This window comes from Sphingomonas sp. 179-I 2A4 NHS (assembly GCF_045369135.1).
Taxonomy (GTDB): Bacteria; Pseudomonadota; Alphaproteobacteria; order Sphingomonadales; family Sphingomonadaceae; genus Sphingomonas.
In genome coordinates, this window is the sequence record NZ_JBIQFL010000003.1 from 336369 (window position 1) to 362852 (window position 26484).

Below are 26484 nucleotides of genomic sequence, written 5' to 3' on the forward strand. Positions count from 1 at the left end.
CCGCCCGCCCACGATCAACGCCCCAGCTTCAGCGATAGCGCTTCGTGGCGGCAGCGAAGCGGGGATTGGCGAAACTCTCCTCGAATGCCGCGGCATGGCCCGTGTCGCTCGGCGACCGGAGCATCGCCTTCAGTGTCACCAGCGCGGCGGGATCGTTCTCGGCGATTGCCGCTGCCACCGCCGCGCCGTCGTCGATCGTATCCACCAGTCCGATGCGCACAGCTTCCGCGGCGTCGATCGTCGCGCCGGTGAACAGCAGCCGCGCTGCCTGCGCTTCGCCGACCCGCGCCGACAGCCGCGCGACATCCTCGGCCGGATAAGCGATGCCGAGCCGCGCGGGCGGCACCGCGAAACTCGCCAGATCGCTCGCGATCCGCAGGTCAGCCGCCAGCGCCAGTGCGACGCCAGCCCCGAAACAGCCGCCGTCGATCGCGGCCACCACCGGCATCGGCAGGGCCGCCAGCGCGTCGATCGCGCCGCGCATCGCCAGCCGGAACGGCGCACGCCGGCCCGCGTCCTCGGCCAGCAGCGCCAGATCGCGCAGGTCTGCGCCCGCGGAAAAGATGCCCGGCGTCGAGGATCGCAGCAGCACCGCCGCCGCCGATCGCGGCACCGCGGCGATCGTATCTTCAAGCAGCCGCCAGTCCGAGGTCGCGAGCGCGTTGCGCTGCGCCGGGCGGTCGAGCGCCAGTACCGCGACCGTGCCATCGTCATCCAGCCGGATCATGCCAGCACCGTCGCCATCCGCCACCAGTGCGGCGCTTGGGTCGCGACTGCCGCATCGGCCGCATCACGCGCGGCTTCCGTATCGAACAGCGCGAAACAGGTCGCGCCCGAACCCGACATGCGCGCCATCGTCACGCCCGGTTGCGCCTGAAGCAGCGACACTACCTCCGCGATCACCGGGGCGATGGCTCGGGCAGGGGGCTCGAGATCGTTGCGCCCACCAAGCGGGTCGGCAGGATCCAGCGCGCCGCGATCCACGCCATCCCACCCGGCGAACACCGGCCCGGTCGAAACGGCAACGCCAGGGTTCACCAGCAGCGCCGGCGTGCCGGACCAGCCATCGAGCGGCACGAGCGCGTCACCCTTGCCGGTACCGAATGCGGTTTTTCCCGAAAGGCAGGCAGGCACGTCGGCCCCGAGTGCCGCGGCGATCGCCACCAGCCGCGCATCATCCGGTGCGATCCCATGCCGACGTGCCAGCGCCCGAAGCGTCGCCGCCGCATCGGCCGATCCGCCGCCAATGCCGGATGCGATCGGCAGGTTCTTCTCCAGCGCAATCGCATGGCGCTGGTCGATGCCGAAGGCGGCGCGAAACGCGTCGGCCCCGCGCACGACCAGATTGCCTGCCGGCCAAGCGTCACCGATACCGAGTCCCTCGGCGAACGGCCCGCTGATCAGCAGCGAATCTTCCGGTGCGTCGGCCAGCGTCACCACGTCGCCGTCCCGGCAAAAGGCGAACAGCGTCTCCAGGTCATGATAGCCGTCCGGGCGCCGGCGGCGGACGTGAAGCGCCAGGTTCAGCTTGGCCGGCGCGGCCTCGACGATGTGCGACATTATTTCTCTTCGACTGATCTCTGTTGGCCCGGCCCGTTCGCGATCTTGGCCTCGAGCCGCGCGCTCTCCGCGTCCTCCGCCGTCAGCTTCGCCGCGCGCCACGCATAACGGGCCTCGAACCGGCGGCCGAGCGTCCAGTAGATGTCGCCGAGATGCTCGCCGATCTCGGCATTGTCGGGCGAGGCCGCTGCGGCGCGCTCGATCAGGGGCAATGCGCGATCGGCTTTGCCGGACAGGTAATAGGCCCAGGCCAGCGAGTCCCCGATCGCGGCATCGTCGGGGCGCAACCGGTTCGCTTTCTCGAGCAGCGCTTCCGATTCCGCGATCGCCTCGCCGCGGATGATGCGCGCATAGCCAAGGTAGTTCAGCGCCAGCGGCTCGTCCGGCGCGAGCTCGACGGCCTTCTGCAGCGCGGCGCGCGCACGCGGCCAGTCGTCGGCCTCGTCCAGCGCTGCGCCATATTGAAGCCACTGCGACCATTCGGGCGTGTCCGCATCGTCGATCAGCCGGCGATAGATCGCGGCCGCCTCGCGCGGCTTGCCCGCCTCGATCAGCAGATCGGCATAGCGCTGCGATCCTGCCCGTGATCCGTCGCTCGCCAGCGCTTTCGCCTCAGCCAGCGCCTGCTCCATTCGGCCGGACTGGCTCAGCGTCTGCACCCGGCCGGCGCGCGCCGGCTCGATATAGGGGCTGGCTTCCGGGATCTCGGCCAGCGTTGTCAGCGCGCGGTCTTCCTGCCCGCTGCGCCCCAGCGCATAGGCCAGCAGCAACTTCGCGCGGTCATTGGTCGGGTCCGCGATTACCGCCGCCTGGGCGAGCGACAGCGGAAGCGGGCCCGGGGGCCCAAGCGCAATGTCGGTCGCGACGCGCGTGAACAATATCGACGCACCGAACCCCAGCGAGGGCTTCGCGCCGCCGGCAGGCTTGGCGCGCAGAGCGGCGATCGGCGCCGCATCGCCCACCAGCAGCGATCGCGCATCCTCGGTCCGGCCCACCCCGATCAGCAGGCGCGCCGCCGCGATGCGCAGATCCTCGCCCGCCTGCCCGGTGCTCATTACCGCGCGCAGCGTCGCCAGTCCTTCGGCATGATGCCCCTGCGCGATCAGGATCAGCCCGCGTGCCTCGCCGGCGAAGCGCCGCGCCACCATGTCGTCGCGATGCGCGGCGAGCAGCGGCAGCGGGTTCTCGCCGCGCTCGAAGGCCGCCCAGCCCGCCAGCGGCGCTGCCAGCACCGCCAGTCGCCCCTTGGCGAGCCGGGCGATCGCGCTGTCCGCGGCTGCGCGGTCGCCACGCACGGCGGCATCAGCGACGATCAGAAGGTCGGCATCGGCCGGCGCGGCCGGGCCGAGCGCGCGGGCGGCCCGCAGCGCCAGTGCCAAGTCGCCCGCGCTGATCGCCTCGCGATAGGCATAGGCCGCCACCCGCGGATCGTCCGGCGTCGCATTCAGCGTCTGGGTATAATAAGCTGCGGCCTGATCGGCCGCATCGTCACCGCTCGCGGCCCGTGCCTTCAGATAGGCGAGCAGGTCGGGCGCGGCGGCATGCGCCGGCGCTGCGGCGATGATCGCCGCAAGCGCCGCCGCTGCCAGCAGCTTACATGTTGGGATAGTTCGGGCCACCGCCGCCCTCGGGCACCACCCAGTTGATGTTCTGCGTCGGGTCCTTGATGTCGCACGTCTTGCAGTGGACGCAATTCTGCGCGTTGATCACGAACTTCGGATCGCCCGTTTCCTCGCCGACGATCTCATACACCCCCGCCGGGCAGTAACGCTGCGCCGGCTCGTCATACAGCGGCAGGTCGTATTCGACCGGGATGTTCGGGTCCTTCAGCGTCAGGTGGATCGGCTGGTCCTCCTCGTGATTGGTGTTCGACAGGAACACCGACGAGAGGCGATCGAACGTCAGCACCCCGTCGGGCTTGGGATAGTCGATCTTCTTCGCCAGATCCTTGCGCCACAAGGTCTCATGGTCGGCATGCTGCTTCATGGTCAGCGGCCACTTCAAGCCGATATATTCCATCCACATCGCGATGCCGGCGATGCCCGAGCCCATGAAGTCGCCGAACTTCTTCACCAGCGGCGCGACGTTGCGGACGATCGACAGCTCCTTCTTCACCCACGACGTCTCGAACGCCGCCGGATAGGCGGTCAGCTCGTCGCCCTGACGCTGCGACAGGATTGCGTCGACCGCGGCCTCGGCGGCCATCATGCCGCTCTTCATCGAGGTGTGCGTGCCCTTGATCCGCGGCACGTTGAGGAAGCCCGCGCTGTCGCCGATCAGCGCGCCGCCCGGGAACACGAGCTTCGGGATCGACTGCAGCCCGCCGTCGCTGATCGCGCGCGCGCCATAGCTCACGCGCTTGCCGCCCTTCAGCAGCCGCGCGATCTCGGGATGCGTCTTCCAGCGCTGCATTTCGGCGAACGGGAAGACATAGGGATTGGAATAATTGAGCCAGGTGACGAGACCCAGGCTCACCTGCCCGTTCGCCTGATGATAGATCCAGCCGCCGCCATTGGTGTCGCTCTCGCTCAGCGGCCACCCTTGCGTGTGGATCACCTTGCCCGGCTCGTGCAGCGCGGGGTCGATGTCCCACAATTCCTTGATGCCAAGGCCATAGGATTGCGGATCGCAATCGGCGCGCAGGTCGAAAATGCGCATCAGCTCCTTCGACAGATGCCCACGGCACCCCTCGGAGAAGAAGGTGTATTTCGCATGCAGCTCGAGGCCCGGCTGATAATCGGGCTTGCGGGTGCCGTCGCGCGCCACGCCCATGTCGCCGGTCGCGACGCCCTTCACGCTGCCGTCCTCGTTGAACAGGATCTCGGCCGCGGCGAAGCCCGGGAAGATCTCGACGCCCAGCTCCTCGGCCTTGCCCGCCAGCCAGCGGCACAGATTGCCCAGGCTCCCGGTGTACGTGCCCTTGTTGTGCATGAACGGCGGGGTGACGAGGTGGGGCATGTTGAACTTGCCCTGCTTGCTCAGCACCCAGTGGATGTTCTGCGTCACCGGCACTTCCGCCAGCGGGCAGCCGTCCTCGCGCCAGTTCGGCAGCAGCTCGTCCAGGCTGCGCGGATCGATCACCGCGCCCGAGAGGATGTGCGCGCCGACTTCGCTGCCCTTCTCGAGCACGCAGACCGAGATTTCGGCCTCTTTTTCCGCCGCGAGCTGTTTCAGGCGGATCGCCGCGCTGAGGCCGGCCGGCCCCGCACCCACGATCACCACGTCATAAGGCATCGACTCGCGTTCGCTCATCACCATCTCCATCCGCCGGCCCCTGATCGCTAGCCTCGACCGCTAGCCTTGATCGGGCGCGCGTTCGGGCGCGCGCCGGCAACGTCCTATCCTCATCGGCTGTCGAGCGAATTGACCGCTGCGTCAACCATTGCGCTAACGGTAATGCGATGGGGGCCGAGCAAAACCACGATTGGCGGCAACAGGCCGCAAGTACACTGGAATGGTGGCGGGATGCCGGCGTCGACGTGCTCGTCGGCGACGATCCGTTCGATTGGCTGGGCGCCGAGGAGCCGCTTGCCGTAGCGTCCCCGGCGATTGCGGCGCCGGCAACTGATGCCGCCGCCTTGCCGCAGACGCTCGACGCGTTCCTTACGTGGCGCACAGGCGATGGCGCGCCGGAGGCGGGCTGGGGCATCCCCCTCGTCTCGGCGACTGGTCCGCTCGACGCCGATCTCATGATCCTCGTCGATTGCCCAGAGCGGGATGCGGCCGATTCGCTGCTTGGCGGCAGTGCCGGTCGCCTGTTTGATCGGATGCTCGCTGCGATCGGCCGCAGCCGTGCCGATGTCCACCTCGCCAGCGTCTGCGCCGCGCGCCCGGCCGTCGGCCGGCTGCCGCGCGACATGGAGGCGCGGCTCGGCGAGATCGCCCGTCACCATGTCGCGCTCGTTGCGCCGAAACGGCTTCTGGTGCTCGGTGATGCGGCGAGCCGTGCGATCCTGTCGGCGAACGTCATGGCAGCCAGTCATCATTTACAGGTACTTAACCACAGCAACGGGAAAACGACCGAAGCCATCGCGAGCTTCCACCCGCGCATGTTGGTGGAGCGGCCCGCGCTCAAGGCAGAGGCGTGGAGGAACCTGCAAATGCTGATCGCCGGGAAAACGGGGGAAACGAAGTGATCCGGAAGTTGCTGACCGCAGCATCGCTCGCCGCGATGACGCCGGTGCTGGCCTCGGCCGAGCCCGCGCGCGAGGCGTCGGCCAAGCCGGTGATCCCGAACCAGCTGACCGCGGAGCAGCGCACGCAATATCGCGCCGTCTTCACCGCGATCCGCGAAAGCCGCTGGCAGGATGCGCAGATCGGCCTCGATTCCATGGCGCCCGGGCCCTTGCACAATTACGCCCGCGCCGAGCTGTACACCGCCAAGGGCTCGCCCCGCGTCGAGCTTGAGCCGCTGGTGCGCCTCCTCACTGAAGCGCCGGAACTGCCGCAGGCGGAGGCGATCGCGCGCCTCGCCAAGATGCGCGGCGCGGAGGAGCTGCCTGCGCTCCCGGTCGCGCAGCGCCTCGTGTGGCAGAATGGCGCGCCCACCCGCGTTCGCGCCAAGGCGACGCGCAGCGATGCGATCGCCGCCGATCTTGCGCTGAAGATGCAGCCCTATGTGAAGGGCGACATGGGCCGCGAGGCCGAATCCCTGCTCGATTCCACCAGCGGGCTGACGCCGGAGGCGCAGACCGAATGGCAATCGCGCGTCGCATGGATCTATTTCCTCCAGGGGCTCGATGCCGATGCTCGTCGCGTCGGTGACAAGGCCTCGCGCGGGCAGGGCGATTGGGCCACTCACGGCCGCTGGACGTCGGCCCTCGCTGCCTGGCGCCAGAACGATTGCGCCGCCGCCGGTGAAGGCTTCGAGGCGGTCTCCGCCCGCGCCGGGGACACCGACATGCGCGCCGCCGGCCTCTACTGGGCAAGCCGCTCCGACATGGTCTGCGGCCGCCCGGACCGGATCGAGGCACGGCTCAAGAATGCCGCCCAATATGGCGAGACCTTCTACGGCCAGCTCGCCCGTCAGGCGCTCGGGATGCGCACCGCCGCGGTGAAGCCGCAGAAGGTGACCAGCGACTGGGCCAGCCTTGAGCGTCGCCCGAACATCCGCGTCGCCGCTGCCCTGATCGAGATCGGCGAGGAGGGCGCCGCCGACACCGTCATCCGCCAGCAGGCGAAGATCGGCCCGAAAGCCGAATTCGCCAGTCTCGTGCGTGTCACCGAGCAGATGAACCTGCCGGCAAGCGTCGTCTGGCTCGCGCACAATTGCCCGGAAGGGTTCGTCGCCACCGCCGATACGCGCTACCCGACGCCGAACTGGACGCCGGATACCGGGTGGCGCGTCGACAAGGCACTGGTGTACGCGCACACGCTGCAGGAATCGGGCTTCCGCAACAAGGTCGTCTCGCCCGCGGGCGCCTATGGCCTGATGCAGATCATGCCCGCCGCCGCGACCGATTACATGCGCGAGCGCGGCGTCACTGTCGACAAGACGGCGCTCACCCGACCCTCGACCAATATCGACATTGGCCAGCGCCATCTTGAGCGGCTTCGCGACATGGGGCTGACCCAGGGCCTGCTGCCCAAGGTGATCGCCGCCTATAATGCCGGACCCAAGCCGGTTGGCGAATGGAACTCGCTCGTTCGCGACAATGGCGATCCGCTGCTTTACATCGAGAGCATCCCTTATTGGGAGACCCGCGGCTATGTCGTGACGGTGCTGCGCAATTACTGGATGTACGAAGGCCAGACCGGCCGCGAGAACTCTGTCAGCCGCTCGGCACTCGCCCAGGGCATGTGGCCACGCTTCCCGGGCATGAAGGGCGAGCCCGCGATCCGCATGGCGGCGCGCGCCCCTGCGAACACCATCGCTTCCAACGCCACGGTGGCCCCGGCTTCCCGCACGACGCTCACGAGCGCGCAGTAAGAACGGGGCAGGGGCGCTGCCCGGCACGAGCCGCAGCGCCCGCCCGTTCGCGTCCACGGCTCCCGCGTCCTCGTTCGCATTCCCGTCCGTTCGGCCGGAGCAACGTCGAGGGGCGTGCGCCCATGCGCCATCTCGCCCATCGACCCGACTTGCCTCAGCCACACCCGCGCCGTCACCCTGGACTTGATCCGGGGTCCCGCTGCTGCCTTCCCACACCTATCGCAAATAACTTCGTTCGCCTCTTGTTCCGATGGAACAAACAAGATACACGAAGTTCACGCGTTGAACGGTTCGCGCGCTTGCTCTAGCGAAAGGGCTTCCCAATGGCCGCCAATCTCAAGGTGATCCCCAACAACATGGCAAGCGCGAACTCCGATCGTCAGAAGGCGCTGGACGCCGCCCTGGCGCAGATTGACCGCGCCTTCGGCAAGGGCTCGGCGATGAAGCTCGGCCAGAAGGAAACGATGAAGGTCGAGGTGGTCTCCACCGGCAGCCTCGGGCTCGACATCGCGCTTGGCGTCGGCGGTCTTCCCAAGGGCCGTATCGTCGAGATCTTCGGTCCGGAATCCTCGGGCAAGACGACGCTGGCGCTCCACGCCATCGCAGAGGCGCAGAAGGCAGGCGGCATGGCGGCCTTCGTCGATGCCGAGCACGCGCTCGATCCTGCTTATGCGAAGAAGCTGGGCGTCAACATCGACGAACTGATCGTCTCGCAGCCGGACACCGGTGAGCAGGCACTGGAGATCGTCGACACGCTCGTGCGCTCCAACGCGATCGACGTTCTCGTTGTCGATTCGGTCGCCGCGCTGGTGCCGCGCGCCGAGATCGAGGGCGAGATGGGCGACAGCCATGTCGGTCTCCAGGCTCGCCTGATGAGCCAGGCGCTGCGCAAGCTTACCGGCACGATCAGCCGGTCGAACTGTCTCGTCATCTTCATCAACCAGATCCGCATGAAGATCGGGGTGATGTACGGCTCGCCTGAAACGACGACCGGCGGCAACGCGCTGAAGTTCTACGCCTCGGTGCGTCTCGACGTGCGCCGCATCGGCTCGGTCAAGGATCGCGAGGAAGCGACCGGCAACCAGACGCGCGTGAAGGTCGTCAAGAACAAGGTCGCCCCGCCGTTCAAGCAGGTCGAGTTCGACATCATGTTCGGTGAAGGCATCTCGAAGCTCGGCGAGATGATCGATCTCGGTGTGAAGGCCGGGCTCGTCGAGAAGTCGGGTTCCTGGTTCAGCTATGATTCGATCCGCATCGGACAGGGCCGTGAGAATTCGAAGGGCTATTTGCGCGACAATCCCGAAGTCGCGGAGCGGCTGGAACGCCAGATCCGTGCGCGTCAGGAAGGCCTCGGCGAGGAACTGATGGCCGGCCAGACCGACGAGGATGACGTCTGATCAATCGTCAATTGCCGGCCGGCCATGTCCAGCGCCGCTGATCCAGCATCGACGAGGGGCCGGTACCGCAAGGTGCCGGCCCTTCGCACGTCGTGGGGAACTGCATCTGTTGGAGAAAAAAGCGCCAGCGCCTCAACTTCCTCAACATTCGCTCCAACACGCACAGTCATCGGTCTCGCGCACGCGTGCGAAAAAACGCGCCAGAGCCTCAACTTCCTCAACATTCGCGTTGCATGCAGGCGGTCGGCAATCTGCTACCATCCCCGCATCCGCGACGAAGAAGGAGCGCCGATGACCACTGCACCCGACTGGCAAGCACGCGTCGGTGACGTCTGGGCAGCCGAGTGGCGCCGTACCGATCGGAGCTTCGCCGATCTCGCCAGGCAGCTGGACGCGGCGATCCTTGCCGTCGCTCCCACGCAAGGCCGCGTGGCCGATCTTGGATGCGGCGCCGGGGCGACCAGTCTGTCCCTGGCCGCCGCAAGGCCGCAGCTCGACGTATATGGCGTCGACCTGTCAGCCCCGCTGATAGACGTCGCGCGCAGCCGCGCCGCCGAAGAAGGTTTGCCCAACCTATCCTTCGCTGTCGGTGCCGTTCCTGAGGCGCTTCAGGCGCATCAGCCCTTCGATCTCGCCGTGTCGCGCCACGGCGTCATGTTCTTCGACGATCCGATCGGCGCCTTCCGCGGGATCGCGGCTGCGTTGAAATCCCGCGCTCCGCTCGTGTTCTCCTGCTTCCGCTCCTCGCAGGAGAATGCATGGGCCTCACGAACGATCGCCGCGATCGGCGGTCGCCTTGATCCGCCCGGCGATTATGCGCCGGGCCCGTTCGCCTTCGCCGATCCCGCTGTGATCCGCCGCATCCTGACCGGCGCGGGCTTTGACGATCCGTCGATCGTCGCCGCCGATTATGCCTATCACGCCGGCGCCGGCCCCGATCCGGCAGCGGACGGCGCCAGCTTCTTCCAGCGCATCGGCCCGGTCTCCCGCACCATCGCCGAGGCATCCGATGCCGATCGTCCGGCGTTACTGTCCCGATTGCACGCCGTTCTGGCTGAGCAGGTGAGGGGGAATGCGCTCGACTTTCCCGCTGCCGCCTGGCTGGTCACGGCGCGCGTTAGCGGGAGAGGCCAATGATCATCGTCCACCACCTCGAGGATTCCCGGTCGCAGCGCGTGCTGTGGATGCTCGAGGAACTGGGCCTGCCCTACGAGATCAAGCGTTATGAGCGCGACAAGAAGACGATGCTCGCGCCGCCCGAGCTGAAGCAGGTCCATCCGCTCGGCAAGTCACCGGTGATCGAGGATACCGACGACGGCAATCGCGTGATCGCGGAGACCGGTGCAATCGTCGAGTATCTCGTGGACAAGGCCGATGGACGCCTCGGCGCACCGGCGAACCGCAAGGGCGCGCTCGAATATCGTTACTGGCTACATTATGCGGAAGGCTCGCTCATGCCGCCGCTGTTGCTGAAGCTCGTGCTCGGCCGGATTCCCCTGTTCGGCAAGGCGGCGCTCAAGCGGATTCAGCCGATGATCGACGTCCATCTCGATTTCGTCGAGGCGCACCTCGCCACGCGCCCATGGCTTACCGGTGATGCGATGACTGCCGCCGACGTGATGATGAGCTTCCCCCTGGAGGCCGCCCGCAGCCGTGCCGGCCTCGACGCGTCACGCCCCGCCACCATCGCCTGGCTCGACAAGGTTCACGCCCGTCCTGCCTTCCAGCAGGCGCTGCGCAAGGGCGGCCCCTACGCTTATGCCTGATCGAGGAGCCGTTCGTAGAGCTTGATGTAATCGTCCGCCATCCGCTCAACGCTGAACCGTTCGGCGACCCGGGCGCGGCAGGCGGCGCGATCGATCTCGCCGACCCGCTCGATCGCCGCCACCGCTTCCTCGACAGTGTCGACCAGGAACCCGGTGACGCCATGCTCGATCAGCTCGGGCATCGATCCGCGGTTAAACGCGATCACCGGCGTCCCGCACGCCATCGCCTCGACAACGGAAAGCCCGAACGGTTCGTCGAACCCGATCAGGTGGAGGAGAGCACGAGCCTGCCCCAACGCCCGGACCCGTTCCTCTCCACCCACCACGCCCCGGAAGACCACGCGATCATCATCGATATGCGGCGCAACCTCGCGCTGGTGATAGTCATGGTCCTGCACCAATCCCGCCATGATCAACCGCCGATCCGCACCCTTCGCCGCGGAAATTGCATCATGCGGCCCCTTGTCCGGGTGAATCCGCCCGAAGAACAACAGGTCCTCGCTTCCCGCAGGATCAAAGGCGAACTCATTCACCGGAATGCCGTGATGGATCGTAGCGGCATAGCTGAGCGACGGATGCCGATCCGCGTCGCTGATCGAGACGTAATGCACGTGATCGTCATAGCGCTGGTACACCGGCACGATCCGTTCGGAGGAAAAGCCGTGGATCGTCGTCAGCATCGGCGTGTCGATCAGCCGCGACCAGGCGAGCGGCATGAAATCGGCCTGGTTGTGGATGAGGTCGAAATCGCCCGCGCGCTCGATGCAATGCGCGATGTGCATCGCCTCCCACACCTTGGCGTCGAGGTGCGGTGGCTCCGAATAGCCGCGCGGGGCGACGCCCTCCAATTTGCCGGCGGTGCGCGAATTCTGCGTGGCGAAAAGCGTGACGTCGACGCCGCGCGCGACCAGTGCCTCGGTCAAGAGGCTGGTCACCAATTCCCACGGGCCATAGCCGGTCGGCGGCGTCGGCCAGGAGATCGACGACAACATGGCAATGCGCATCAGGCGAGTAGCTCCACGACATAGGCTTCATCGGCACCGACCGTGCCGTCGAATGTGGTCCGCGTGCCGGTCGCGACGATGATCCGGCCGGGGCGGGTGGCATCGGGCAGCGCCACGCCGCGCGGCGTGCTGCCGAGGTTGAGGACGACCAGCAGCCGCTCGTCGCCGTGGCGGCGTTCGTAGGCGAGCACGTCGGGTGCGGCCGCGTGCAGCGTCATGCTGCCCAAGGACAATGCGGGGCTGGCACGCCGCGCGGCAAGCAGGCGGCGGTAGAGCCATAGCATCGAGGCCGGGTCCGCCTCCTCCGCGGCGACGTTTCGGGTGCGCCAGTCCGGGTGGAGCGGGAGCCACGGCTCGGCGGTCGAGAAGCCGGCGTTGGGCGAGGCATCCCATGCCATTGGGGTGCGCGAGCGGTCGCGGCCGAGCCCCATGCCGGGCTGGCGCAGGTCCTGCGGGTCGCGGATCCGGTCGGGCGGGATGTCAACCGTGCCGATGCCAAGCTCGTCACCCTGATAGAGCGTCGGGGTACCGCGCAGCGTCAGCAGCAGCATGGCGGCGACGCGTGCCTGTGCCTCGCCGATGCGTGCAGCGATGCGCGGCGCGTCGTGGCTGCCGATTACCCAGTTCGGCCAGCCGTGGTCCGGAATGGCGGCGTCGTATTCCGCGATCAGCCGCGCGAGGGTGTCGCGATCCCACGGATTTTCGATCAGTTCGAAATTGAAGGGCAGGTGGACGCCGGGCTCGGCGGTGCTGCCATACCAACGCATCAGGCGATCGCGCGGCAGGAAGATCTCACCCACCAGCAGCGTCTCGCCGTACGTGTCGGCGAGCTGGCGCATCGCGCGGGTCAAGGTGTGCGCCTCGGGCTGGTCGGTGGAATTGTGCTGGAGGACGCGCAGCTTCTCGGCCTGTCCTTCGTGCCAGTCGGGGTTGGCCGGATTGTCGGGCAGCCCTTCCGCCTTCACGATGTGCCACAGAACGTCGATGCGGAAGCCGTCGACGCCGCGGTCGAGCCAGAAGCGCAGCACATCGGTCATCGCCGCCGCGACCTCAGGATTGCGCCAGTTGAGGTCGGCCTGCTCCTTCAGAAATGTGTGAAGGTAATATTGGCCGGTCGCGGGATCGAACTCCCACGCTGGCCCGCCCATGTCGCTGATCCAGTTATTGGGTGGGCCACCCTCCGGTGCGGGATCGCGCCAGATATACCAGTCGCGCCGCGGGTTTTCGCGGCTGGAGCGGCTTTCGACGAACCAGGGATGCTGGGTCGAGGAATGGTTGGGGACGAAATCGAGCAGCAGCTTCAGCCCGCGCGCATGGACCGCGGCAAGCAGGCGGTCGAAGGCGGCGAGGTCGCCGAACATTGGCTCTACGCCGGTGTAATCGGCGACGTCATAGCCGAAGTCGGCCATTGGCGAGGGAAAGATCGGCGAGAGCCAGATCGCGTCGACGCCGAGCGAGGCGATATGATCGAGATGCGCCTCGATCCCCGCGAGGTCGCCGATGCCGTCGCCATCGCTGTCCGCGAAGGAGCGCGGATAGACCTGATAGATGACGCCGCGCTTCCACCAGGGCGCAGCGGGGGTGCCCTCGCTCATGCGGTTCGTAACGCCCCGGCAATGGATGGGTTCACGCGGGCGATGCCGGCGGCGGCAGCGGGCAACAAAAAAGGCCGGGGTTACCCCCGGCCTTTTTCGTTACGCGAACTGGAAAGCCCGGATCAGGCCGAAGCGACTTCCGCCACGTCGACCTTGATGCCCGCACCCATGGTGCTGGAGATCGCGACCTTGCGGACGTACTTGCCCTTGGCGCCGGCCGGCTTGGCCTTGACCACCGCATCGACCAGCGCGTCGAAGTTCGCGCGCAGGTCCTCGGCCGGGAAGCTCGCCTTGCCGATGCCGGAGTGGATGATACCGGCCTTTTCGACGCGATACTCGACCTGGCCACCCTTGGCCGCCTTCACTGCCTCGGCGACGTTCATCGTCACGGTGCCGAGCTTCGGGTTCGGCATCAGGCCCTTCGGACCCAGGACCTTACCGAGACGGCCGACGATACCCATCATGTCCGGGGTTGCGATGCAGCGATCGAAGTCGATCTTGCCGCCCTGGATGGTTTCCATCAGGTCTTCCGCACCGACGACGTCGGCGCCGGCCTCGCGGGCCTCGTCAGCCTTCGCGCCGCGGGCGAACACGCCGACGCGAACGGTCTTGCCGGTGCCCTTGGGCAGCGTGACGACGCCGCGGACCATCTGGTCAGCGTGACGCGGATCGACGCCGAGGTTCAGCGCGACTTCGATCGTCTCGTCGAACTTGGAGGTCGCACCCGACTTGGCGAGCTGGATCGCCTCGTCAACGCCGTGCAGCTTCTCGCGGTCGATCGTGATCGCCTTCTGCTTCTTCGTGAGCTTCGCCATGTTCTTAGCCCTCCACAACCTGGAGGCCCATCGCGCGAGCGGAGCCTTCGATGATCTTCGTTGCTGCGTCGATGTCGTTCGCGTTCAGGTCCTTCATCTTGACCTGGGCGATTTCCGACAGCTGCGAGCGCTTGATGGTTCCCGCGCTGGTCTTGCCCGGCTCCTTCGAGCCCGACTTCAGGTTCAGCGCCTTCTTGATGAGGAAGGTCGCCGGCGGCGTCTTCGTCTCGAAGCTGAACGAGCGGTCGGCGTAGACGGTGATGACGGTGGGGAGGGGCGAACCCTTTTCCATGTCAGCGGTCTGCGCGTTGAACGCCTTGCAGAACTCCATGATGTTCACGCCGCGCTGACCCAGCGCCGGGCCGATCGGCGGCGACGGGTTTGCAGCGCCGGCAGGCACCTGCAGCTTGATATAGCCTGTGATTTTCTTCGCCATGTCACTCTCTTTAAGTTTAGCGGTCGTCGCGGGCGCGTTGCCGCACCCTCCCGCAAGCGTTCCAGCGATTTACCTGGAAGAGCGCGCGCATAGCGGGGTCGCGCGGGAAAATCCAGTCCCGTGCACGACCCGCGCTGCGCCGCCTGCGTGGCCGGTCAGGTCATCGCCATGAGGCTGGCATTGCCGCCCGCCGCGGTGGTGTTGATCGAGGTGGAAACCTCCTCGACCAGCCATTCGAGGCGATAGTCATTCGCCTGCGTCAGCACGATCGGGCCGTCGAGCGCGGCGAGTCGCTGCTGCAGGCCCTGCACACGCGCCGCGTCGCCCTCGATCAGCGCGCCGGCATAGGGACCATCGTTCGCCCAGTCGCTGGTCCAGCGGACGCGCGCCGCGATCGGCGCAGGCAGATCGGTGCGGAGCGCCGAGTCCACCACCAGATCGTTACCGGTGGCGAGCGCGGCGGCGAGCTGCGCCATCAGCCCGGCGCTGGTTTCCGGCAGCAGCAGGATGCGGCCGCGCGGGTGGAGGGCATAAAGGTTGCGCTCACCCACCGGGCCGTCGAGCTCCGCCTCGAGGCCGAGCGGGGAGGTGGCGGCGATGTCGCGGGCGTGCGCGGCGCCTGCGGTGTCGCCGTGCTGTTCGAGCCAGAGTGCGAGGTCGCGGGTGGCCGCATCCGTGGCGGTCGAGGTGCCCGCGGGCGCCTCGATCGCGCCTCGCACCAGGCGGCCGAGATAAAGCGGTCCGCCCGCCTTGGGCCCGGTGCCCGACAGACCGCGCCCACCAAAGGGCTGAACGCCGACGATCGCGCCGATGACGTTGCGGTTGATGTAGAGATTGCCTGCCTTCACCCGCGCGGTGACATGGGCGATCGTCTCGTCGAGGCGGGTGTGGAGGCCAAAGGTCAGGCCGTAGCCGGTGGCGTTGATGCGATCGATCAGCGCGTCGAGCCCGCTGCGCTTGTAGCGGATGACGTGGAGCACCGGGCCGAACACCTCGCGCTCCAGCTCGGCGATGTCGGGCAGCTCGACGATCGTGGGGGCGACGAAGGTGCCGTTGGCGGTCGCTTCGCCGAGCGGGAGCGAATCTACCTTGTGCCCGCGATCGCGCATCGCCGCGATGTGGCGAGTGATGTTGCCTTGCGCCTCGGCGGTGATGACCGGGCCGATGTCGACCGCCAGCCGGTCGGTGCGGCCGATGCGCAGCTCCTGCAGCGCGCCGCGCAGCATGGTGAGGATACGGTCGGCGACCTCCTCCTGCAGGCACAGGATGCGCAGCGCCGAGCAACGCTGGCCGGCGCTGTCGAAGGCGGAGGCGATGACGTCTGCCACCACCTGTTCGGCGAGCGCGGAGCTGTCGACGATCATGGCGTTCTGGCCGCCCGTCTCGGCGATGAGCGGGATCGGCGCGCCATCGGGCGAGACGCGGGTGGCGAGCTCGCGCTGGATGAGGCGGGCGACTTCGGTCGAGCCGGTGAACATCACTGCGGCAGTCTCCGGCGCGGCAACCAGCGCGGCACCGATCGATCCGTCGCCGGGAACGAGCTGAAGCGCGTCGGTGGGGACGCCGGCCGCGTGGAGGATCGCGACGGCCTGCGCGGCGATCAGCGGGGTTTCCTCGGCCGGCTTCGCCAGCACGGTGTTGCCTGCGACGAGCGCGGCGGAGACCTGCCCGGTGAAGATCGCCAGCGGGAAGTTCCACGGGCTGATGCAGGTGACGGTGCCGAGCGGCTGGTGTGCGGGGCCGAAGCTGCGGCGGGCCTGGTCGGCGTAATAGCGCAGGAAGTCGATCGCCTCGCGCACCTCGCCGATCGCATTGGGGACGGACTTGCCGGCCTCGCGCACGGTCAGGCCGATCAGCTCGGCCATGCGCGCCTGCATCGTGTCGGCGGCGCGATCGAGGATGGCCGCGCGGTCGGCGGGGGAGGTGGCGGCCCATGACTGGGCGGCGGCAGCGGCGGTGCGCGCGGCGGCCCATGCCTGCTCGGGGCTTGCCTCGACGACGGTGCCGACGGTGTCGCGGTGGTCGGCGGGGTTCAGCACGGGGCGGGGCGTGCCCTGACCATCGGCGGGGGCGGCGCGCCAGTTGCCGTACGCGCCGGCCTGCATCGTCTCGCCCAGCGCGGCGAGCGTGCGTTCGTCGGTGAGGTCGAGGCCGTCCGAATTGCAGCGGCGGGGGTAGAGATCGGCCGGGAGCGCGATCGCGGCGTGCTTTTGCCCCGGCGTATCGGTCGCGCGGACGACCGCGACCGGATCGGCGACGAGATCGGCGACCGACACCTCGGGATCGGCGATGCGGTTGACGAACGAGCTGTTCGCGCCGTTTTCCAGCAAGCGGCGGACGAGATAGGCGAGCAACGTCTCGTGCGTGCCGACCGGCGCGTAGATGCGGCAGGGGCGGTTCAGCTTGTCCGCGCCAACCACCTCATCATACAGCGGCTCGCCCATGCCGTGGAGGCATTGGAACTCATAATCGCCGATGGTGAAGTCGGGGCCGGCCATGGCGTGGACGGTGGCCAGCGTCTGCGCATTGTGGGTGGCGAATTGCGGAAACACCACATCGCGGTTCGCCAGCAGGCGGCGGGCGCAGGCGAGGTAGGATACGTCGGTGTGGATCTTGCGCGTGTAGACGGGGAAATCCGCCTGCCCATCGACCTGCGCGCGCTTGATCTCGGCGTCCCAATAGGCGCCCTTGACCAGCCGGACCATGATGCGGCGGTCGGCGCGGCGGGCGAGGTCGACGATCCAGTCGATGACGAACGGGCAGCGCTTGCCATAGGCCTGGATGACGAAGCCGAGGCCGTTCCAGCCGGCGAGAGCGGGATCGAGCGCCAGGCTTTCGAGGAGGTCGAGCGAGAGTTCGAGGCGGTCCGCCTCCTCCGCGTCGATGTTGAAGCCGATGTCATAGCCACGGGCGATCAGCGCGAGGGCGCGGACCTTGGGCAGCAGCTCGGCCACTACGCGGTCGGCCTGCGCGCGGGCGTAGCGGGGGTGGAGGGCGGACAGCTTGATCGAGATTCCGGGGCCGACATAGATGCCGCGGCCAGCGGAGGCCTTGCCGATCGCGTGCACCGCGGTTTCATAGTCGCGATAATAGCGATCGGCGTCGGCGGCGGTGGTCGCGGCCTCGCCCAACATGTCGTAGCTGTAGCCGAAGCCGCGTGCCTCGAGCGGGCGGGCGCGCTTCAGCGCTTCGTCGATCGTCTCGCCAGTGACGAACTGTTCGCCCATCATGCGCATCGCCATGTCGACACCGCGGCGGATCACCGGTTCGCCGGCCCGGGCAATGAGGCGGGTCAGCGCGGCGGCGAGCCCGCGGTCGTTGACGCTGTTGGTGAGCTTGCCCGTCACCACCAGGCCCCAGGTGGCGGCGTTGACGAAGAGGGAGCGGCCGTCGCCGATGTGGCTGCGCCAGTCACCGCCGGCGATCTTGTCGCGGATCAGCGCGTCGCGGGTTTCGTCGTCGGGGATGCGGAGGAGGGCTTCGGCGAGGCACATCAAGGCGACGCCTTCCTGGCTGGACAGGGCATATTCCTGGACGAGGCCCTCGACACCGGTGCCCTTGTGCTTGGCCCGCAGCGCCGTGATCAGCTTCGTCGCTGTCGCCAGCGCTTGCGCCTTCACCGCATCGGGTAGCGTCGCCTCGTCGAGCAGCGGCGCCAGCGCCTCCGGCTCCGGGCGGCGGGTGGCGGCGGTGATCGCGGCGCGAAGCGGCGTCGCGGGGCGGATCGGCGGGGCGAAATCGGCGAACAGCGGTTCCATGGCCGCAGATATAGCGATTCCGCCACAGGCCATCCGACTTTTGATCGCGGCCGTCGCAGGCTATTTAGCCTGGCACCGGAATGTAGGACAGGCCAAATGGACGAGATCGACGCGTTTGACCGGAAAATCATCGCGGTGCTGGAGAAGGACGGGCGGCTTTCCGTCACCGAGCTGGCGAAGCGGGTGGGCCTGTCCAAGACACCGTGCCAGACGCGGCTGAAGCGGCTGACCGACCGCGGCTATATCCGCGGGTTCAAGGCCGTCGTGGACCCGGAAAAGCTGGGCCTTGGCCATGTCGCCTTCACCGAGGTGAAACTGTCCGACACGCGGGAGGCGGCGCTGGCGGAATTCCGCCGCGGCGTGCTGGCCATCCCCCAGGTGGAGGAATGCCACATGATCGCCAGCAGCTTCGACTATCTGCTGAAGATCCGCACCAGCGACATCCGCCAGTATCGCGACGTGCTGGGGGAGCGGATCTCAACGCTGCCGCATGTCGCCAGCACCTCCACCTTCGTGGTGATGGAGACGATCAGGGAAGGAGGGTTCTAGCCGGCCGCGGTGAGCGGGGCGGTGGCGGCAGCAGCGGCATCGCGCTGCGCCGCGGTTGCGGCCTCGCGCTCGTGACGCTGGACGGCGACCCGCTCGGCGCGCTCGGCCATGGTTTCCCACGCACGCGCGGCGCGTTCGCAGCGATCGCGCACATTGGCGAGCGTTGCGCCCTTCGCATTGGCCATTTCGGTCGCGGCGCGGGCCCGGTACATGGTTGCATCATCGGCCATCGGGGGAAGCTCCTTGGTTCGAGGATCCGCGGGCCGGCACCATTGCCGGCCCACGCGGCAACGGGAGGGTTACTCCGCGGCTTCGAGCGAGACCGCGCTGGTCCGCCCGCGGCGATCATTTTCCAGCTCGTAGCTGACCCGCTGGTTCTGGTTCAGCGTAACAAAGCCGGCACGCTCCACCGCGGAAATATGGACGAACGCATCCGCGCCGCCATTGTCGGGAGCAATAAAGCCAAAGCCCTTGTCAGCGTTGAAGAACTTGACGGTGCCAAGATTAGCCATGTGTATTTTCCTTCTTGTTTCGGACGGGGGCCGACGACCGGTACGCCCCGGTGCCGCGGCAGCAGGGAAAGAAGGAAGAAGGTGCCGCAAAGCGCCAAAGACCGTCGATTTGCGAACGTAGCTTTACCTATATAGGCGCATCGGCCGGAAATAGCGAATCGGACGCCTCCGCCCACCGCCGCTGACGCTCCGCCAGCCGCATCGCCGCCCCCGCAAAGAAGCCCTCGCGTCGATCCGCGAGCAGATCGAGCGTCGTATCGTCGAGATATTCGGGAGGGGGGCCGATCGCCGCCTCCTCCGCCGGGGTGAGCGTGCGGCAATAATCGGGATGATCGGGCGTATGCTCCTCATCGCCATCGAAATCGTCGGGCGGGGGAAAGCGGGTGAGCCATTCCTGCTGATCCTCGTCCCACCACAACAGGGTTTCGGGCTCGATCGGGCCGTCGCCATCGCCGTCGAGCAGGTCAGTCTCCCGCGAATGTTGAGGAAGTTGAGGCGCTGGCGCGTTTTCGCCGGCGAGCGGATCGGTGTCTGCGGCGGGATCGGACGGGACGGCGAGGCGGAGCAGGCCGGCGGCCTCGGCGCGGGCCCATTGCTCCGCGGTCCATTCGCCGCGCCGGGCGGGATCGAGATCATCGACCGGCACCTCGCCGGCGGTGGCGATGCCGGTGCGCGCGAGGCGATCGGCGGTGGCGAGCGCATAGATGGGCGCGAGATCGGCGGTGTCGCCCGCCTCGTCACCATCATCGCCGATGAGGCCGCCGCAGCGCCGGGCGAGGAACAGGCCGGCGCGCGCCGGGCCTTCATCGCGGCCGACGAGATCGAGATAGGCGTGGAATTCCTGCGCCACGAGCCGCGCGGCCTTCACATCCGCATCGGGCGCGGCCTCCACCTGGCGATCGAGCCGGGCGAGCAGCGACATGGCGAGGCGATTGTCGTGCCGGTGGCGGGTGACGTGGGTGCCGTCGGCGCGGACATAGGTATCGACCTGGCCTTCAAGGGCGCGGACGAGCAGCGTTTCGGCGATCGCCTCCCGCGCGACGAGCGAGGCGGCGCGCCAGCCGAGCGCGAAGGCGGCGCCCTTGGGCGTGCGGCGGAAGGCATAGGCGGACGCGACCGACAGGCCGACGCGGCGGCACGCGGCCTCCACGCCATGCCCTTCGCCGATCGCCTCGAGGAAGCGGCGCTGGTTGGCGGCGGACCAGCCATCGGCACGGCGCGAGACACGGCCGAACGGCTCCTCCGCATCGGGATCGGGGAGGAAGGTTTCGTCCGGCAGCGCGGGCGGGGCGGGGAGCGCGGCGATGGCGGGCTCCGGCGCGGCGGGCGCGTCGATGATGGCGGCGGCGGGGGAGAGGCTGGCGGGGGCCTTGCGGCGGCTCATCGTGCTTCTCCCGTGCTGAGTGGCTGCCCGGTTGGGGGAGCGGCGGGGCGGGGGTGGCCGGGATCGATGCAGGGCGGTGGCAGGGTGAAGGAGGCGGCGCGTTCCAGCCGGCGGCGATCGTGCGCGATGCTGCGGAACAGCGCGTCGGTGGCGGCGCGGTTGGCGGCGACGTTCGGCGGGGTTTCGGGGCGGGTGCCGATCAGGCGCGCATCAAGCAGCGCTTGCCAGTGGCGGACGGCATCGAGGCTGGTGTCGCTGATGGGCGCGTGGGTGGGAAAGGGAGGGATGGCGGCAGGATGCGGCATCGACTTCGTCCTCGCGGGTGATCGCTGGACGGGGGAGTTATACCGAAAAGGGGGTTGTAGGACAGCGCGCGCGGCGTGCGCCGCGAGGGCGTAGCAAAGCTACGCACGAGCGCACCCGGCGCGGCCACGGCCAAGGGCACCCCGCAAAGTAGTACTTTGCGGGGACCCCGCCAGCGGCGCTCAAGCGCCGACTGACGACGCGGCTTTGCCGCGGCGGGGTGTTCCCGTTCCCTTTGTAGGGGTCATTCCCGCGAAGGCGGGAATCCATAAACGCCAGCGCTCACGATCGCCGGGGTTCGGAGGTTTTGGATCCCCGCCTGCGCGGGGATGACGAGTGAGTGACGCCGAAACGGTGCGGCCACATTGACCGTCAACAATCCGTAGCTACATATTTTCCGATTTGGAGATCAGCTTCGACCCGGAGAAGCGCGCTAGGACGCTGCACGAGCGCGGGCTGGACTTTGCGCAGGCGGAGCAGGTGTTCGCCGGGCCGGCATTTACGCAGGCGGACGAACGGTTCGACTATCGGAGCCGAGGTTCGTCACTTTCGGCCTGCTTGACGGCCGGATGATCGTCATCGTCTGGACCGCCACCAGCGGGGGACGGCGCATTATTTCGATGAGGAAGGCCAATGAACGCGAACAAGCCCGATATCGGCAGCGATTGGGTTGATCCCGACGACGCACCGGAGTGGACGGAGGAAATGTTCGAGACCGCCGAATTCTCGATCGGCGGGAAGGTCGTGCGCCCCGCGACGGGCTATCTTGGCCGGACCGGCGTCGTGCGCGGCCGCCCGCCGCTGCGCGGCGCGGCGAAGCGGCAAGTGACGCTGCGGCTCGATCCCGACGTGATCGAGAAGTTTCGCGAGGGCGGGCCGGGGTGGCAGGCGCGGATGAACGAGGCGCTGCGGAAGGCGGTGGGGTTGGGTTGATTAGAACAATGTTGGTTGAACCGTTGGCTTCATACGGACCACGCCGATGATCATCCATACGTCCGGATAAGCTGAGTGAGTGCCCATCGCGAGGGCCATGCCGCCTGAAGGATACTCCTTCCCGTAACGTTCAGCCATGAGCTCCAGAGTTCGCCGTTCCCCGTATTTTCGCTGCCAATTTATAAAGGTCTGCTCGACCTCCCAGTCATGACATCTGCATTCGTGAGGTCCATCGTTGTCGCGATACTTGTAGTAGAACTCGTAAGGTGCCGGGGGTAGTGGCTTAAGAGGCTTGCTGTTGAACATGTCGGGTTGACTAGCCAGTCGCCTGTAAGCGGACAAGCGATCCGCTATGGCATCATCCGAACGCGCGCGCCAAAAGAACTCTACGTCGCTCGGCTTTATAAGGGCTAGGCTGCGACCTTCTGAGCGCTCTCTTTTAGTACTATCTACAAGCGCCTTCTCTATGAACGCTGTTCTATTTTGAGGCTTCAACTCGCCCAGCAACTCAATCGAATCTTGATCGACATTTCGAGACTCAAATCGTCGATCCTTGTTCGGAGGCACCATCCTGAGTTGGACGCCGACTCTGCTCCATCTTGTAAAGCGCTGATCACCCGACAGCATTCGGAAAGTGATGGGGTAGAGCCTGAACCATTGCCTATTATCGTCCAAAGCTGCCACGCATACAGTCTCACCGTGCTTATCGCCGACCTGCGGCAATGCTTTGGCGATTATGTGAACCTCAGCACGGTGCGATCGCGACTGTTCCATGGCCCTTCGGTGTTCCTCTCTCAGTCGAGCGCCCTACCTTCTGAACGCCTAAATGACGTATCTGAAAGGCATAAAGCTCGGACATTGCGTTCGCTACAATCGTTCGATGGCAATGTCTGCTGTCCCGTTCATAACATAGCAGCACAGATCGAACGCTCTTCGCAACTTCCACCGCCGACTTCAAAGCTTCTTGTCCAGCATCAAGTGTCAAATGTTTTTCATAGATCGCCCGGAATGCATCAAACTGTCCTGCTCGTGCAGCCTCGCGGCCCGGCTTGGGATCGCCGAGCGCCTTGTAATGCACATAGCTTACACCCTGGTCGTGAAGGGCGCTTGCGAGGATATTCTTCGAAAAGCCTGGACGCCTGGACACAGGAACATCCCGAATATCAATTACTTGCTTTACGCCAGCAAGGTCCAGCGTGGCCAAAAAATCAGCGATTGAAGCACCTTCGTAGCCGATCGTAGCGAGCATAGTCATAAGCCGTTCCCCTTGGCGCCCGTTTGGGCGCGCAATGAGTCGAGATTATGCCCGTCGTCAATCAACGACGATCACTCCGCCGCCACAGCCTCCCGCTTCCCCAGCAACGGCGCCAGATACTTGCCCGTAAATGATCGCGGTTCCGCCGCCACCACCTCCGGCGTGCCTTCGGCGACGATCTCGCCGCCCTTGACGCCGCCTTCGGGGCCCAGGTCCAGCACCCAGTCGGCGGTCTTGATGACGTCCAGGTTGTGCTCGATCACCACCACGGTGTTGCCCTGTTCGACGAGGGCGTGGAGCACTTCGAGGAGCTTGCGCACGTCCTCGAAATGCAGGCCCGTGGTCGGCTCGTCGAGGATGTAGAGCGTGTTGCCGGTGGCGCGGCGGGAGAGTTCCTTGGCGAGCTTCACGCGCTGCGCCTCGCCGCCGGACAGCGTCGTCGCCTGCTGGCCGACCTTGATATAGCCGAGGCCCACCTCGACCAGCATCGCCATCCTGTCGCGGATCGGGGGGACGGCCTTGAAGAACTCCGCCGCGTCCTCGACCGTCATGTCGAGCACGTCGGCGATCGAGTGGCCCTTGAACTTCACCTCCAGCGTCTCGCGATTGTAGCGCGCGCCGTGGCACACGTCGCAGGTGACGTACACGTCGGGGAGGAAGTGCATCTCGATCTTGAGCACGCCATCGCCCTGGCACGCCTCGCACCGGCCGCCCTTGACGTTGAACGAGAAGCGGCCGGGCTTGTAGCCGCGCGCCTGCGCCTCCGGCAGGCCGGCGAACCAGTCGCGGATCTGGGTGAAGGCGCCGGTATAGGTCGCCGGGTTCGAGCGCGGGGTGCGGCCGATCGGCGACTGATCGATGTCGATCACCTTGTCGAGATGCTGCAGCCCGGTGACCTTGTCGTGCTTGCCGGCGAGGATGCGCGCGCCGTTCAACTGGCGCGCGGCGGCGGCGTAGAGCGTGTCGATGGTGAAGCTGGACTTGCCCGAGCCGGAGACGCCGGTGATGCAGGTGAAGGTGCCGAGCGGGATCGAGGCGGTGACGCCGGTGAGGTTGTTGGCGGTGGCGTTGTGCACCGTCAGCTTCTTGCCCGAGCCCTTGCGGCGCTTGGCCGGCACGGGGACCTCGCGCGTGCCGTTGAGGTAATCGGCGGTGACGCTGCCCTTCGACTTGAGGAGCTGCTTGAGCGTGCCTTGGGCCACGATCTGCCCGCCGTGGACGCCGGCGCCGGGGCCCATGTCGATCACGTAATCGGCGGTGCGGATCGCATCCTCGTCATGCTCGACGACGAGCACGGTGTTGCCGAGATCGCGCAGGCGGCGCAGCGTGGCGAGCAGCATGTCGTTGTCACGCTGATGCAGGCCGATCGAGGGTTCGTCGAGGACGTAGAGGACGCCGGAGAGGCCGCTGCCGATCTGCGAGGCGAGGCGGATGCGCTGGCTTTCGCCGCCGGAGAGCGTGCCGGACGTGCGATCGAGGTTGAGATAATCGAGGCCGACGTTGTTGAGGAAGCCGAGGCGCTCGACGATTTCCTTCAGGATGCGCTCGGCAATGGCGCGCTGCTGGTCGTTGAGGTGATTGGGGAGGTCGGTGAAGAAGGCGAGCGCGTCGACCACCGAGAGGTGGGTCGCGTGACTGATGTCCTGCATCGCGACCTTTACCGCCAGCGCCTCGGGCTTCAGGCGGGCGCCGTGGCAGACCTCGCACGGCTGGGACGACTGGTACTTGCCGAGCTCCTCCTTCATCCACGCGCTCTCGGTCTGGAGCATGCGGCGATTGAGATTGCCGATGACGCCCTCAAACGGCTTGCTGACGTCGTAGCTCTTCTTGCCGTCGATGAAGGTGAGGGTGACCGCCTTTCCCTTGGTGCCGTGGAGGATGATGTTCCGCACCTCCTCCGGAAGCTCGGCCCAGGGGGTGTCGAGGCTGAAATCATAGGCGCGGGCGAGGGAGCCGAGCACTTGCATGTAATAGGGTGAGGGCGGGTTGGACTTCGCCCAGGGGACGACGGCGCCCTTCTTGATGGTGAGCGCGTGGTTGGGGACGACGAGATCCTCGTCGAAGATCAGCTTTTCGCCGAGGCCGTCACAGGCCGGGCAGGCGCCCTGGGGGGCGTTGAAGGAGAAGAGGCGCGGCTCGATCTCGGCGATGGTGAAGCCGCTGACCGGGCAGGCGAACTTTTCGGAGAAGACGATGCGGTTGGCGGGGATGCCGGCGTTCTTCATCGCGCCGCCCGACGCGGCCTCATCCTCGCGCCCCGGGACGACGCCGTCGGCGAGATCGACGTACGCGAGGCCGTCGGCGAGCTTCAGCGCGGTTTCGAAACTGTCCGCGAGGCGCGTCGCGATGTCCGCGTTCACCGCGAGGCGATCGACCACGACCTCGATGTCATGCTTGTACTTCTTGTCGAGCGCGGGCGCGTCCTCGATCTCGTGGATCTCGCCGTCGATCCGTACGCGGGTGAAGCCGGCCTTCTGCCACTCGGCCATTTCCTTGCGATACTCACCCTTGCGGCCACGCACGACGGGGGCGAGGAGGTAGAGCCGCGTGCCTTCGGGCAGCGCCATGACGCGGTCGACCATCTGGCTGACCGTCTGCGCCGCGATCGGCTCCCCGGTGACGGGGCTGTAGGGCACGCCGACGCGCGCCCAGAGGAGGCGCATGTAATCGTATATCTCGGTCACGGTCGCGACCGTGGAGCGCGGGTTGCGGCTGGTCGTCTTCTGCTCGATCGAGATGGCCGGCGAGAGCCCCTCGATATGATCGACGTCCGGCTTCTGCATCAGTTCGAGGAACTGGCGGGCGTAGGCGGAGAGCGACTCGACGTAGCGGCGCTGACCCTCGGCATAGATGGTGTCGAACGCGAGACTCGACTTGCCCGAGCCGGAGAGGCCGGTGATCACCGTCAGCGTATCCCGGGGGATATCGACGCTTACGTCCTTGAGATTGTGCTCGCGCGCGCCGCGGACGGAGATGTGAGTCAGCATGCGTTTAGTTCTACTTCCGTTCCGGTCGGGAGGATAGACCGGAGATGTAGGAAGCGGGCAGCGGGGTTGCGAGTGGAGCGATGCAGGCGAGTTAGAACGTTGCCGTGCGGCATGGTGAACCGGCCGTACTACAGCGCCAATCTGAACGTGCTGCGCGAGCATGTGTGCGACGAAAGCGCGACTCCTCAGGTCCGATCAATCCCACCGGCACGCGGCAAGTGCGCCGCGACTCGAAGAGGACTCTACCTAAGACGGAACGGTGCGTGGGTTCGAAGATCTAACAAGAAGCATCCGTTCTGGA

The 26484-nt window shown here is 67.0% G+C and carries 24 protein-coding genes; 8 read left to right on the plus strand and 16 right to left on the minus strand.

Going from position 1 to position 26484, the window contains the following annotated elements:
- Positions 1-28: 28 nt before the first annotated feature.
- From ACH0CP_RS07850 to ACH0CP_RS07865, 4 genes are read right to left on the minus strand one after another with little or no spacing between them, the layout of a single operon-like run.
- The gene (locus ACH0CP_RS07850) at positions 29-751 is read right to left on the minus strand and encodes an enoyl-CoA hydratase/isomerase family protein (protein WP_294443489.1); all 723 of its coding nucleotides are present in this window, start codon (positions 749-751) and stop codon (positions 29-31) included.
- Positions 724-1560, minus strand: coding sequence for a 4-(cytidine 5'-diphospho)-2-C-methyl-D-erythritol kinase (locus ACH0CP_RS07855; RefSeq protein WP_294443490.1), 837 nt, complete (start codon positions 1558-1560; stop codon positions 724-726). The genes ACH0CP_RS07850 and ACH0CP_RS07855 overlap by 28 nt, the downstream gene beginning before the upstream one ends.
- Positions 1560-3179: a tetratricopeptide repeat protein gene (locus ACH0CP_RS07860; RefSeq protein ID WP_294443492.1), complete on the minus strand. Its 1620-nt coding sequence runs from the start codon at positions 3177-3179 to the stop codon at positions 1560-1562. Before ACH0CP_RS07860 ends, ACH0CP_RS07855 begins: the two co-directional genes overlap by 1 nt.
- A complete protein-coding gene (locus ACH0CP_RS07865; RefSeq protein WP_294443494.1) occupies positions 3154-4812 on the minus strand; it encodes an electron transfer flavoprotein-ubiquinone oxidoreductase in 1659 nt (552 codons plus the stop codon). Before ACH0CP_RS07865 ends, ACH0CP_RS07860 begins: the two co-directional genes overlap by 26 nt.
- A gap of 149 nt (positions 4813-4961) precedes the next feature.
- Between ACH0CP_RS07865 and ACH0CP_RS07870 the strand changes: the two genes are divergently transcribed.
- The 5 genes from ACH0CP_RS07870 to ACH0CP_RS07890 all read left to right on the plus strand — a co-directional run bounded on the left by ACH0CP_RS07870 (position 4962) and on the right by ACH0CP_RS07890 (position 10652).
- A complete protein-coding gene (locus tag ACH0CP_RS07870) occupies positions 4962-5696 on the plus strand; it encodes a uracil-DNA glycosylase family protein (protein ID WP_294443496.1) in 735 nt (244 codons plus the stop codon).
- Between the two features lie 35 nt (positions 5697-5731).
- The gene (locus tag ACH0CP_RS07875; RefSeq protein ID WP_294443512.1) at positions 5732-7489 is read left to right on the plus strand and encodes a lytic transglycosylase domain-containing protein; all 1758 of its coding nucleotides are present in this window, start codon (positions 5732-5734) and stop codon (positions 7487-7489) included.
- 323 nt (positions 7490-7812) lie between these two features.
- Entirely contained in the window at positions 7813-8886 is a 1074-nt protein-coding gene (gene recA, locus ACH0CP_RS07880) for a recombinase RecA (RefSeq protein ID WP_294443497.1), read from the plus strand.
- A gap of 291 nt (positions 8887-9177) precedes the next feature.
- Positions 9178-10023, plus strand: coding sequence for a trans-aconitate 2-methyltransferase (locus ACH0CP_RS07885; RefSeq protein ID WP_294443498.1), 846 nt, complete (start codon positions 9178-9180; stop codon positions 10021-10023).
- On the plus strand, positions 10020-10652 hold the full coding sequence (locus tag ACH0CP_RS07890) for a glutathione S-transferase family protein (protein WP_294443499.1): 633 nt from the start codon (positions 10020-10022) through the stop codon (positions 10650-10652). Before ACH0CP_RS07885 ends, ACH0CP_RS07890 begins: the two co-directional genes overlap by 4 nt.
- On the opposite strand, the gene ACH0CP_RS07895 is transcribed toward ACH0CP_RS07890, so the two are convergent.
- The 5 genes from ACH0CP_RS07895 to putA form a co-directional block, all read right to left on the minus strand.
- Positions 10643-11656: a glycosyltransferase family 4 protein gene (locus ACH0CP_RS07895; protein WP_294443501.1), complete on the minus strand. Its 1014-nt coding sequence runs from the start codon at positions 11654-11656 to the stop codon at positions 10643-10645. The genes ACH0CP_RS07890 and ACH0CP_RS07895 overlap by 10 nt on opposite strands.
- Positions 11656-13251 (minus strand): alpha-amylase family glycosyl hydrolase, encoded by a 1596-nt coding sequence (locus ACH0CP_RS07900; RefSeq protein WP_294443502.1) that lies wholly within the window; start codon positions 13249-13251, stop codon positions 11656-11658. Before ACH0CP_RS07900 ends, ACH0CP_RS07895 begins: the two co-directional genes overlap by 1 nt.
- A 122-nt stretch (positions 13252-13373) precedes the next feature.
- On the minus strand, positions 13374-14066 hold the full coding sequence (rplA, locus tag ACH0CP_RS07905) for a 50S ribosomal protein L1 (RefSeq protein ID WP_227771687.1): 693 nt from the start codon (positions 14064-14066) through the stop codon (positions 13374-13376).
- A 4-nt stretch (positions 14067-14070) separates the two neighbouring features.
- Positions 14071-14502, minus strand: coding sequence for a 50S ribosomal protein L11 (gene rplK, locus ACH0CP_RS07910; protein WP_227771686.1), 432 nt, complete (start codon positions 14500-14502; stop codon positions 14071-14073).
- 155 nt (positions 14503-14657) lie between these two features.
- Positions 14658-18260, minus strand: coding sequence for a trifunctional transcriptional regulator/proline dehydrogenase/L-glutamate gamma-semialdehyde dehydrogenase (gene putA / locus ACH0CP_RS07915; RefSeq protein ID WP_294443503.1), 3603 nt, complete (start codon positions 18258-18260; stop codon positions 14658-14660).
- A gap of 96 nt (positions 18261-18356) precedes the next feature.
- Here putA and ACH0CP_RS07920 point away from each other — a divergent pair, with 96 nt between their 5' ends.
- Positions 18357-18809 (plus strand): Lrp/AsnC family transcriptional regulator, encoded by a 453-nt coding sequence (locus tag ACH0CP_RS07920; RefSeq protein WP_294443504.1) that lies wholly within the window; start codon positions 18357-18359, stop codon positions 18807-18809.
- On the opposite strand, the gene ACH0CP_RS07925 is transcribed toward ACH0CP_RS07920, so the two are convergent.
- The 4 genes from ACH0CP_RS07925 to ACH0CP_RS07940 all read right to left on the minus strand — a co-directional run bounded on the left by ACH0CP_RS07925 (position 18806) and on the right by ACH0CP_RS07940 (position 21010).
- Positions 18806-19039 carry a hypothetical protein gene (locus tag ACH0CP_RS07925; protein WP_294443505.1) on the minus strand — a complete coding sequence of 78 codons (234 nt, stop codon included), beginning with the start codon at positions 19037-19039 and terminating at the stop codon, positions 18806-18808. The genes ACH0CP_RS07920 and ACH0CP_RS07925 overlap by 4 nt on opposite strands.
- 69 nt (positions 19040-19108) lie before the next feature.
- The gene (locus ACH0CP_RS07930; protein ID WP_227771683.1) at positions 19109-19321 is read right to left on the minus strand and encodes a cold-shock protein; all 213 of its coding nucleotides are present in this window, start codon (positions 19319-19321) and stop codon (positions 19109-19111) included.
- 127 nt (positions 19322-19448) lie between these two features.
- Entirely contained in the window at positions 19449-20705 is a 1257-nt protein-coding gene (locus tag ACH0CP_RS07935) for a hypothetical protein (RefSeq protein WP_294443506.1), read from the minus strand.
- The gene (locus ACH0CP_RS07940) at positions 20702-21010 is read right to left on the minus strand and encodes a hypothetical protein (RefSeq protein WP_294443507.1); all 309 of its coding nucleotides are present in this window, start codon (positions 21008-21010) and stop codon (positions 20702-20704) included. The genes ACH0CP_RS07935 and ACH0CP_RS07940 overlap by 4 nt, the downstream gene beginning before the upstream one ends.
- A gap of 567 nt (positions 21011-21577) precedes the next feature.
- Between ACH0CP_RS07940 and ACH0CP_RS07945 the strand changes: the two genes are divergently transcribed.
- A complete protein-coding gene (locus ACH0CP_RS07945; protein ID WP_294443508.1) occupies positions 21578-21682 on the plus strand; it encodes a hypothetical protein in 105 nt (34 codons plus the stop codon).
- Positions 21642-21941 (plus strand): BrnA antitoxin family protein, encoded by a 300-nt coding sequence (locus ACH0CP_RS07950; protein ID WP_294443509.1) that lies wholly within the window; start codon positions 21642-21644, stop codon positions 21939-21941. Before ACH0CP_RS07945 ends, ACH0CP_RS07950 begins: the two co-directional genes overlap by 41 nt.
- On the opposite strand, the gene ACH0CP_RS07955 is transcribed toward ACH0CP_RS07950, so the two are convergent.
- The 3 genes from ACH0CP_RS07955 to uvrA form a co-directional block, all read right to left on the minus strand.
- The gene (locus ACH0CP_RS07955; protein WP_406875497.1) at positions 21942-22715 is read right to left on the minus strand and encodes a hypothetical protein; all 774 of its coding nucleotides are present in this window, start codon (positions 22713-22715) and stop codon (positions 21942-21944) included.
- On the minus strand, positions 22687-23196 hold the full coding sequence (locus ACH0CP_RS07960) for a DUF488 family protein (protein WP_406875498.1): 510 nt from the start codon (positions 23194-23196) through the stop codon (positions 22687-22689). The genes ACH0CP_RS07955 and ACH0CP_RS07960 overlap by 29 nt, the downstream gene beginning before the upstream one ends.
- Before the next feature lie 71 nt (positions 23197-23267).
- Positions 23268-26183 (minus strand): excinuclease ABC subunit UvrA, encoded by a 2916-nt coding sequence (uvrA, locus tag ACH0CP_RS07965; RefSeq protein WP_406875499.1) that lies wholly within the window; start codon positions 26181-26183, stop codon positions 23268-23270.
- Positions 26184-26484 lie beyond the last annotated feature (301 nt).

What these genes read in the sequence shown, in the direction of transcription:
- ACH0CP_RS07900 (WP_294443502.1), bottom strand. Translation starts at nt 13,251, where the DNA reads ATGAGCGAGGGCACCCCCGCTGCGCCCTGGTGGAAGCGCGGCGTCATC.
- ACH0CP_RS07870 (WP_294443496.1), top strand. Translation starts at nt 4,962, where the DNA reads ATGGGGGCCGAGCAAAACCACGATTGGCGGCAACAGGCCGCAAGTACA.
- uvrA (WP_406875499.1), bottom strand. Translation starts at nt 26,183, where the DNA reads ATGCTGACTCACATCTCCGTCCGCGGCGCGCGCGAGCACAATCTCAAG.
- ACH0CP_RS07925 (WP_294443505.1), bottom strand. Translation starts at nt 19,039, where the DNA reads ATGGCCGATGATGCAACCATGTACCGGGCCCGCGCCGCGACCGAAATG.
- ACH0CP_RS07855 (WP_294443490.1), bottom strand. Translation starts at nt 1,560, where the DNA reads ATGTCGCACATCGTCGAGGCCGCGCCGGCCAAGCTGAACCTGGCGCTT.
- rplK (WP_227771686.1), bottom strand. Translation starts at nt 14,502, where the DNA reads ATGGCGAAGAAAATCACAGGCTATATCAAGCTGCAGGTGCCTGCCGGC.
- ACH0CP_RS07890 (WP_294443499.1), top strand. Translation starts at nt 10,020, where the DNA reads ATGATCATCGTCCACCACCTCGAGGATTCCCGGTCGCAGCGCGTGCTG.
- ACH0CP_RS07955 (WP_406875497.1), bottom strand. Translation starts at nt 22,715, where the DNA reads ATGGAACAGTCGCGATCGCACCGTGCTGAGGTTCACATAATCGCCAAA.
- ACH0CP_RS07945 (WP_294443508.1), top strand. Translation starts at nt 21,578, where the DNA reads ATGATCGTCATCGTCTGGACCGCCACCAGCGGGGGACGGCGCATTATT.
- ACH0CP_RS07920 (WP_294443504.1), top strand. Translation starts at nt 18,357, where the DNA reads ATGGACGAGATCGACGCGTTTGACCGGAAAATCATCGCGGTGCTGGAG.
- ACH0CP_RS07940 (WP_294443507.1), bottom strand. Translation starts at nt 21,010, where the DNA reads ATGCCGCATCCTGCCGCCATCCCTCCCTTTCCCACCCACGCGCCCATC.
- ACH0CP_RS07885 (WP_294443498.1), top strand. Translation starts at nt 9,178, where the DNA reads ATGACCACTGCACCCGACTGGCAAGCACGCGTCGGTGACGTCTGGGCA.
- ACH0CP_RS07950 (WP_294443509.1), top strand. Translation starts at nt 21,642, where the DNA reads ATGAACGCGAACAAGCCCGATATCGGCAGCGATTGGGTTGATCCCGAC.
- ACH0CP_RS07895 (WP_294443501.1), bottom strand. Translation starts at nt 11,656, where the DNA reads ATGCGCATTGCCATGTTGTCGTCGATCTCCTGGCCGACGCCGCCGACC.
- ACH0CP_RS07865 (WP_294443494.1), bottom strand. Translation starts at nt 4,812, where the DNA reads ATGAGCGAACGCGAGTCGATGCCTTATGACGTGGTGATCGTGGGTGCG.
- putA (WP_294443503.1), bottom strand. Translation starts at nt 18,260, where the DNA reads ATGGAACCGCTGTTCGCCGATTTCGCCCCGCCGATCCGCCCCGCGACG.
- ACH0CP_RS07875 (WP_294443512.1), top strand. Translation starts at nt 5,732, where the DNA reads ATGACGCCGGTGCTGGCCTCGGCCGAGCCCGCGCGCGAGGCGTCGGCC.
- ACH0CP_RS07935 (WP_294443506.1), bottom strand. Translation starts at nt 20,705, where the DNA reads ATGAGCCGCCGCAAGGCCCCCGCCAGCCTCTCCCCCGCCGCCGCCATC.
- recA (WP_294443497.1), top strand. Translation starts at nt 7,813, where the DNA reads ATGGCCGCCAATCTCAAGGTGATCCCCAACAACATGGCAAGCGCGAAC.
- rplA (WP_227771687.1), bottom strand. Translation starts at nt 14,066, where the DNA reads ATGGCGAAGCTCACGAAGAAGCAGAAGGCGATCACGATCGACCGCGAG.
- ACH0CP_RS07960 (WP_406875498.1), bottom strand. Translation starts at nt 23,196, where the DNA reads ATGACTATGCTCGCTACGATCGGCTACGAAGGTGCTTCAATCGCTGAT.
- ACH0CP_RS07930 (WP_227771683.1), bottom strand. Translation starts at nt 19,321, where the DNA reads ATGGCTAATCTTGGCACCGTCAAGTTCTTCAACGCTGACAAGGGCTTT.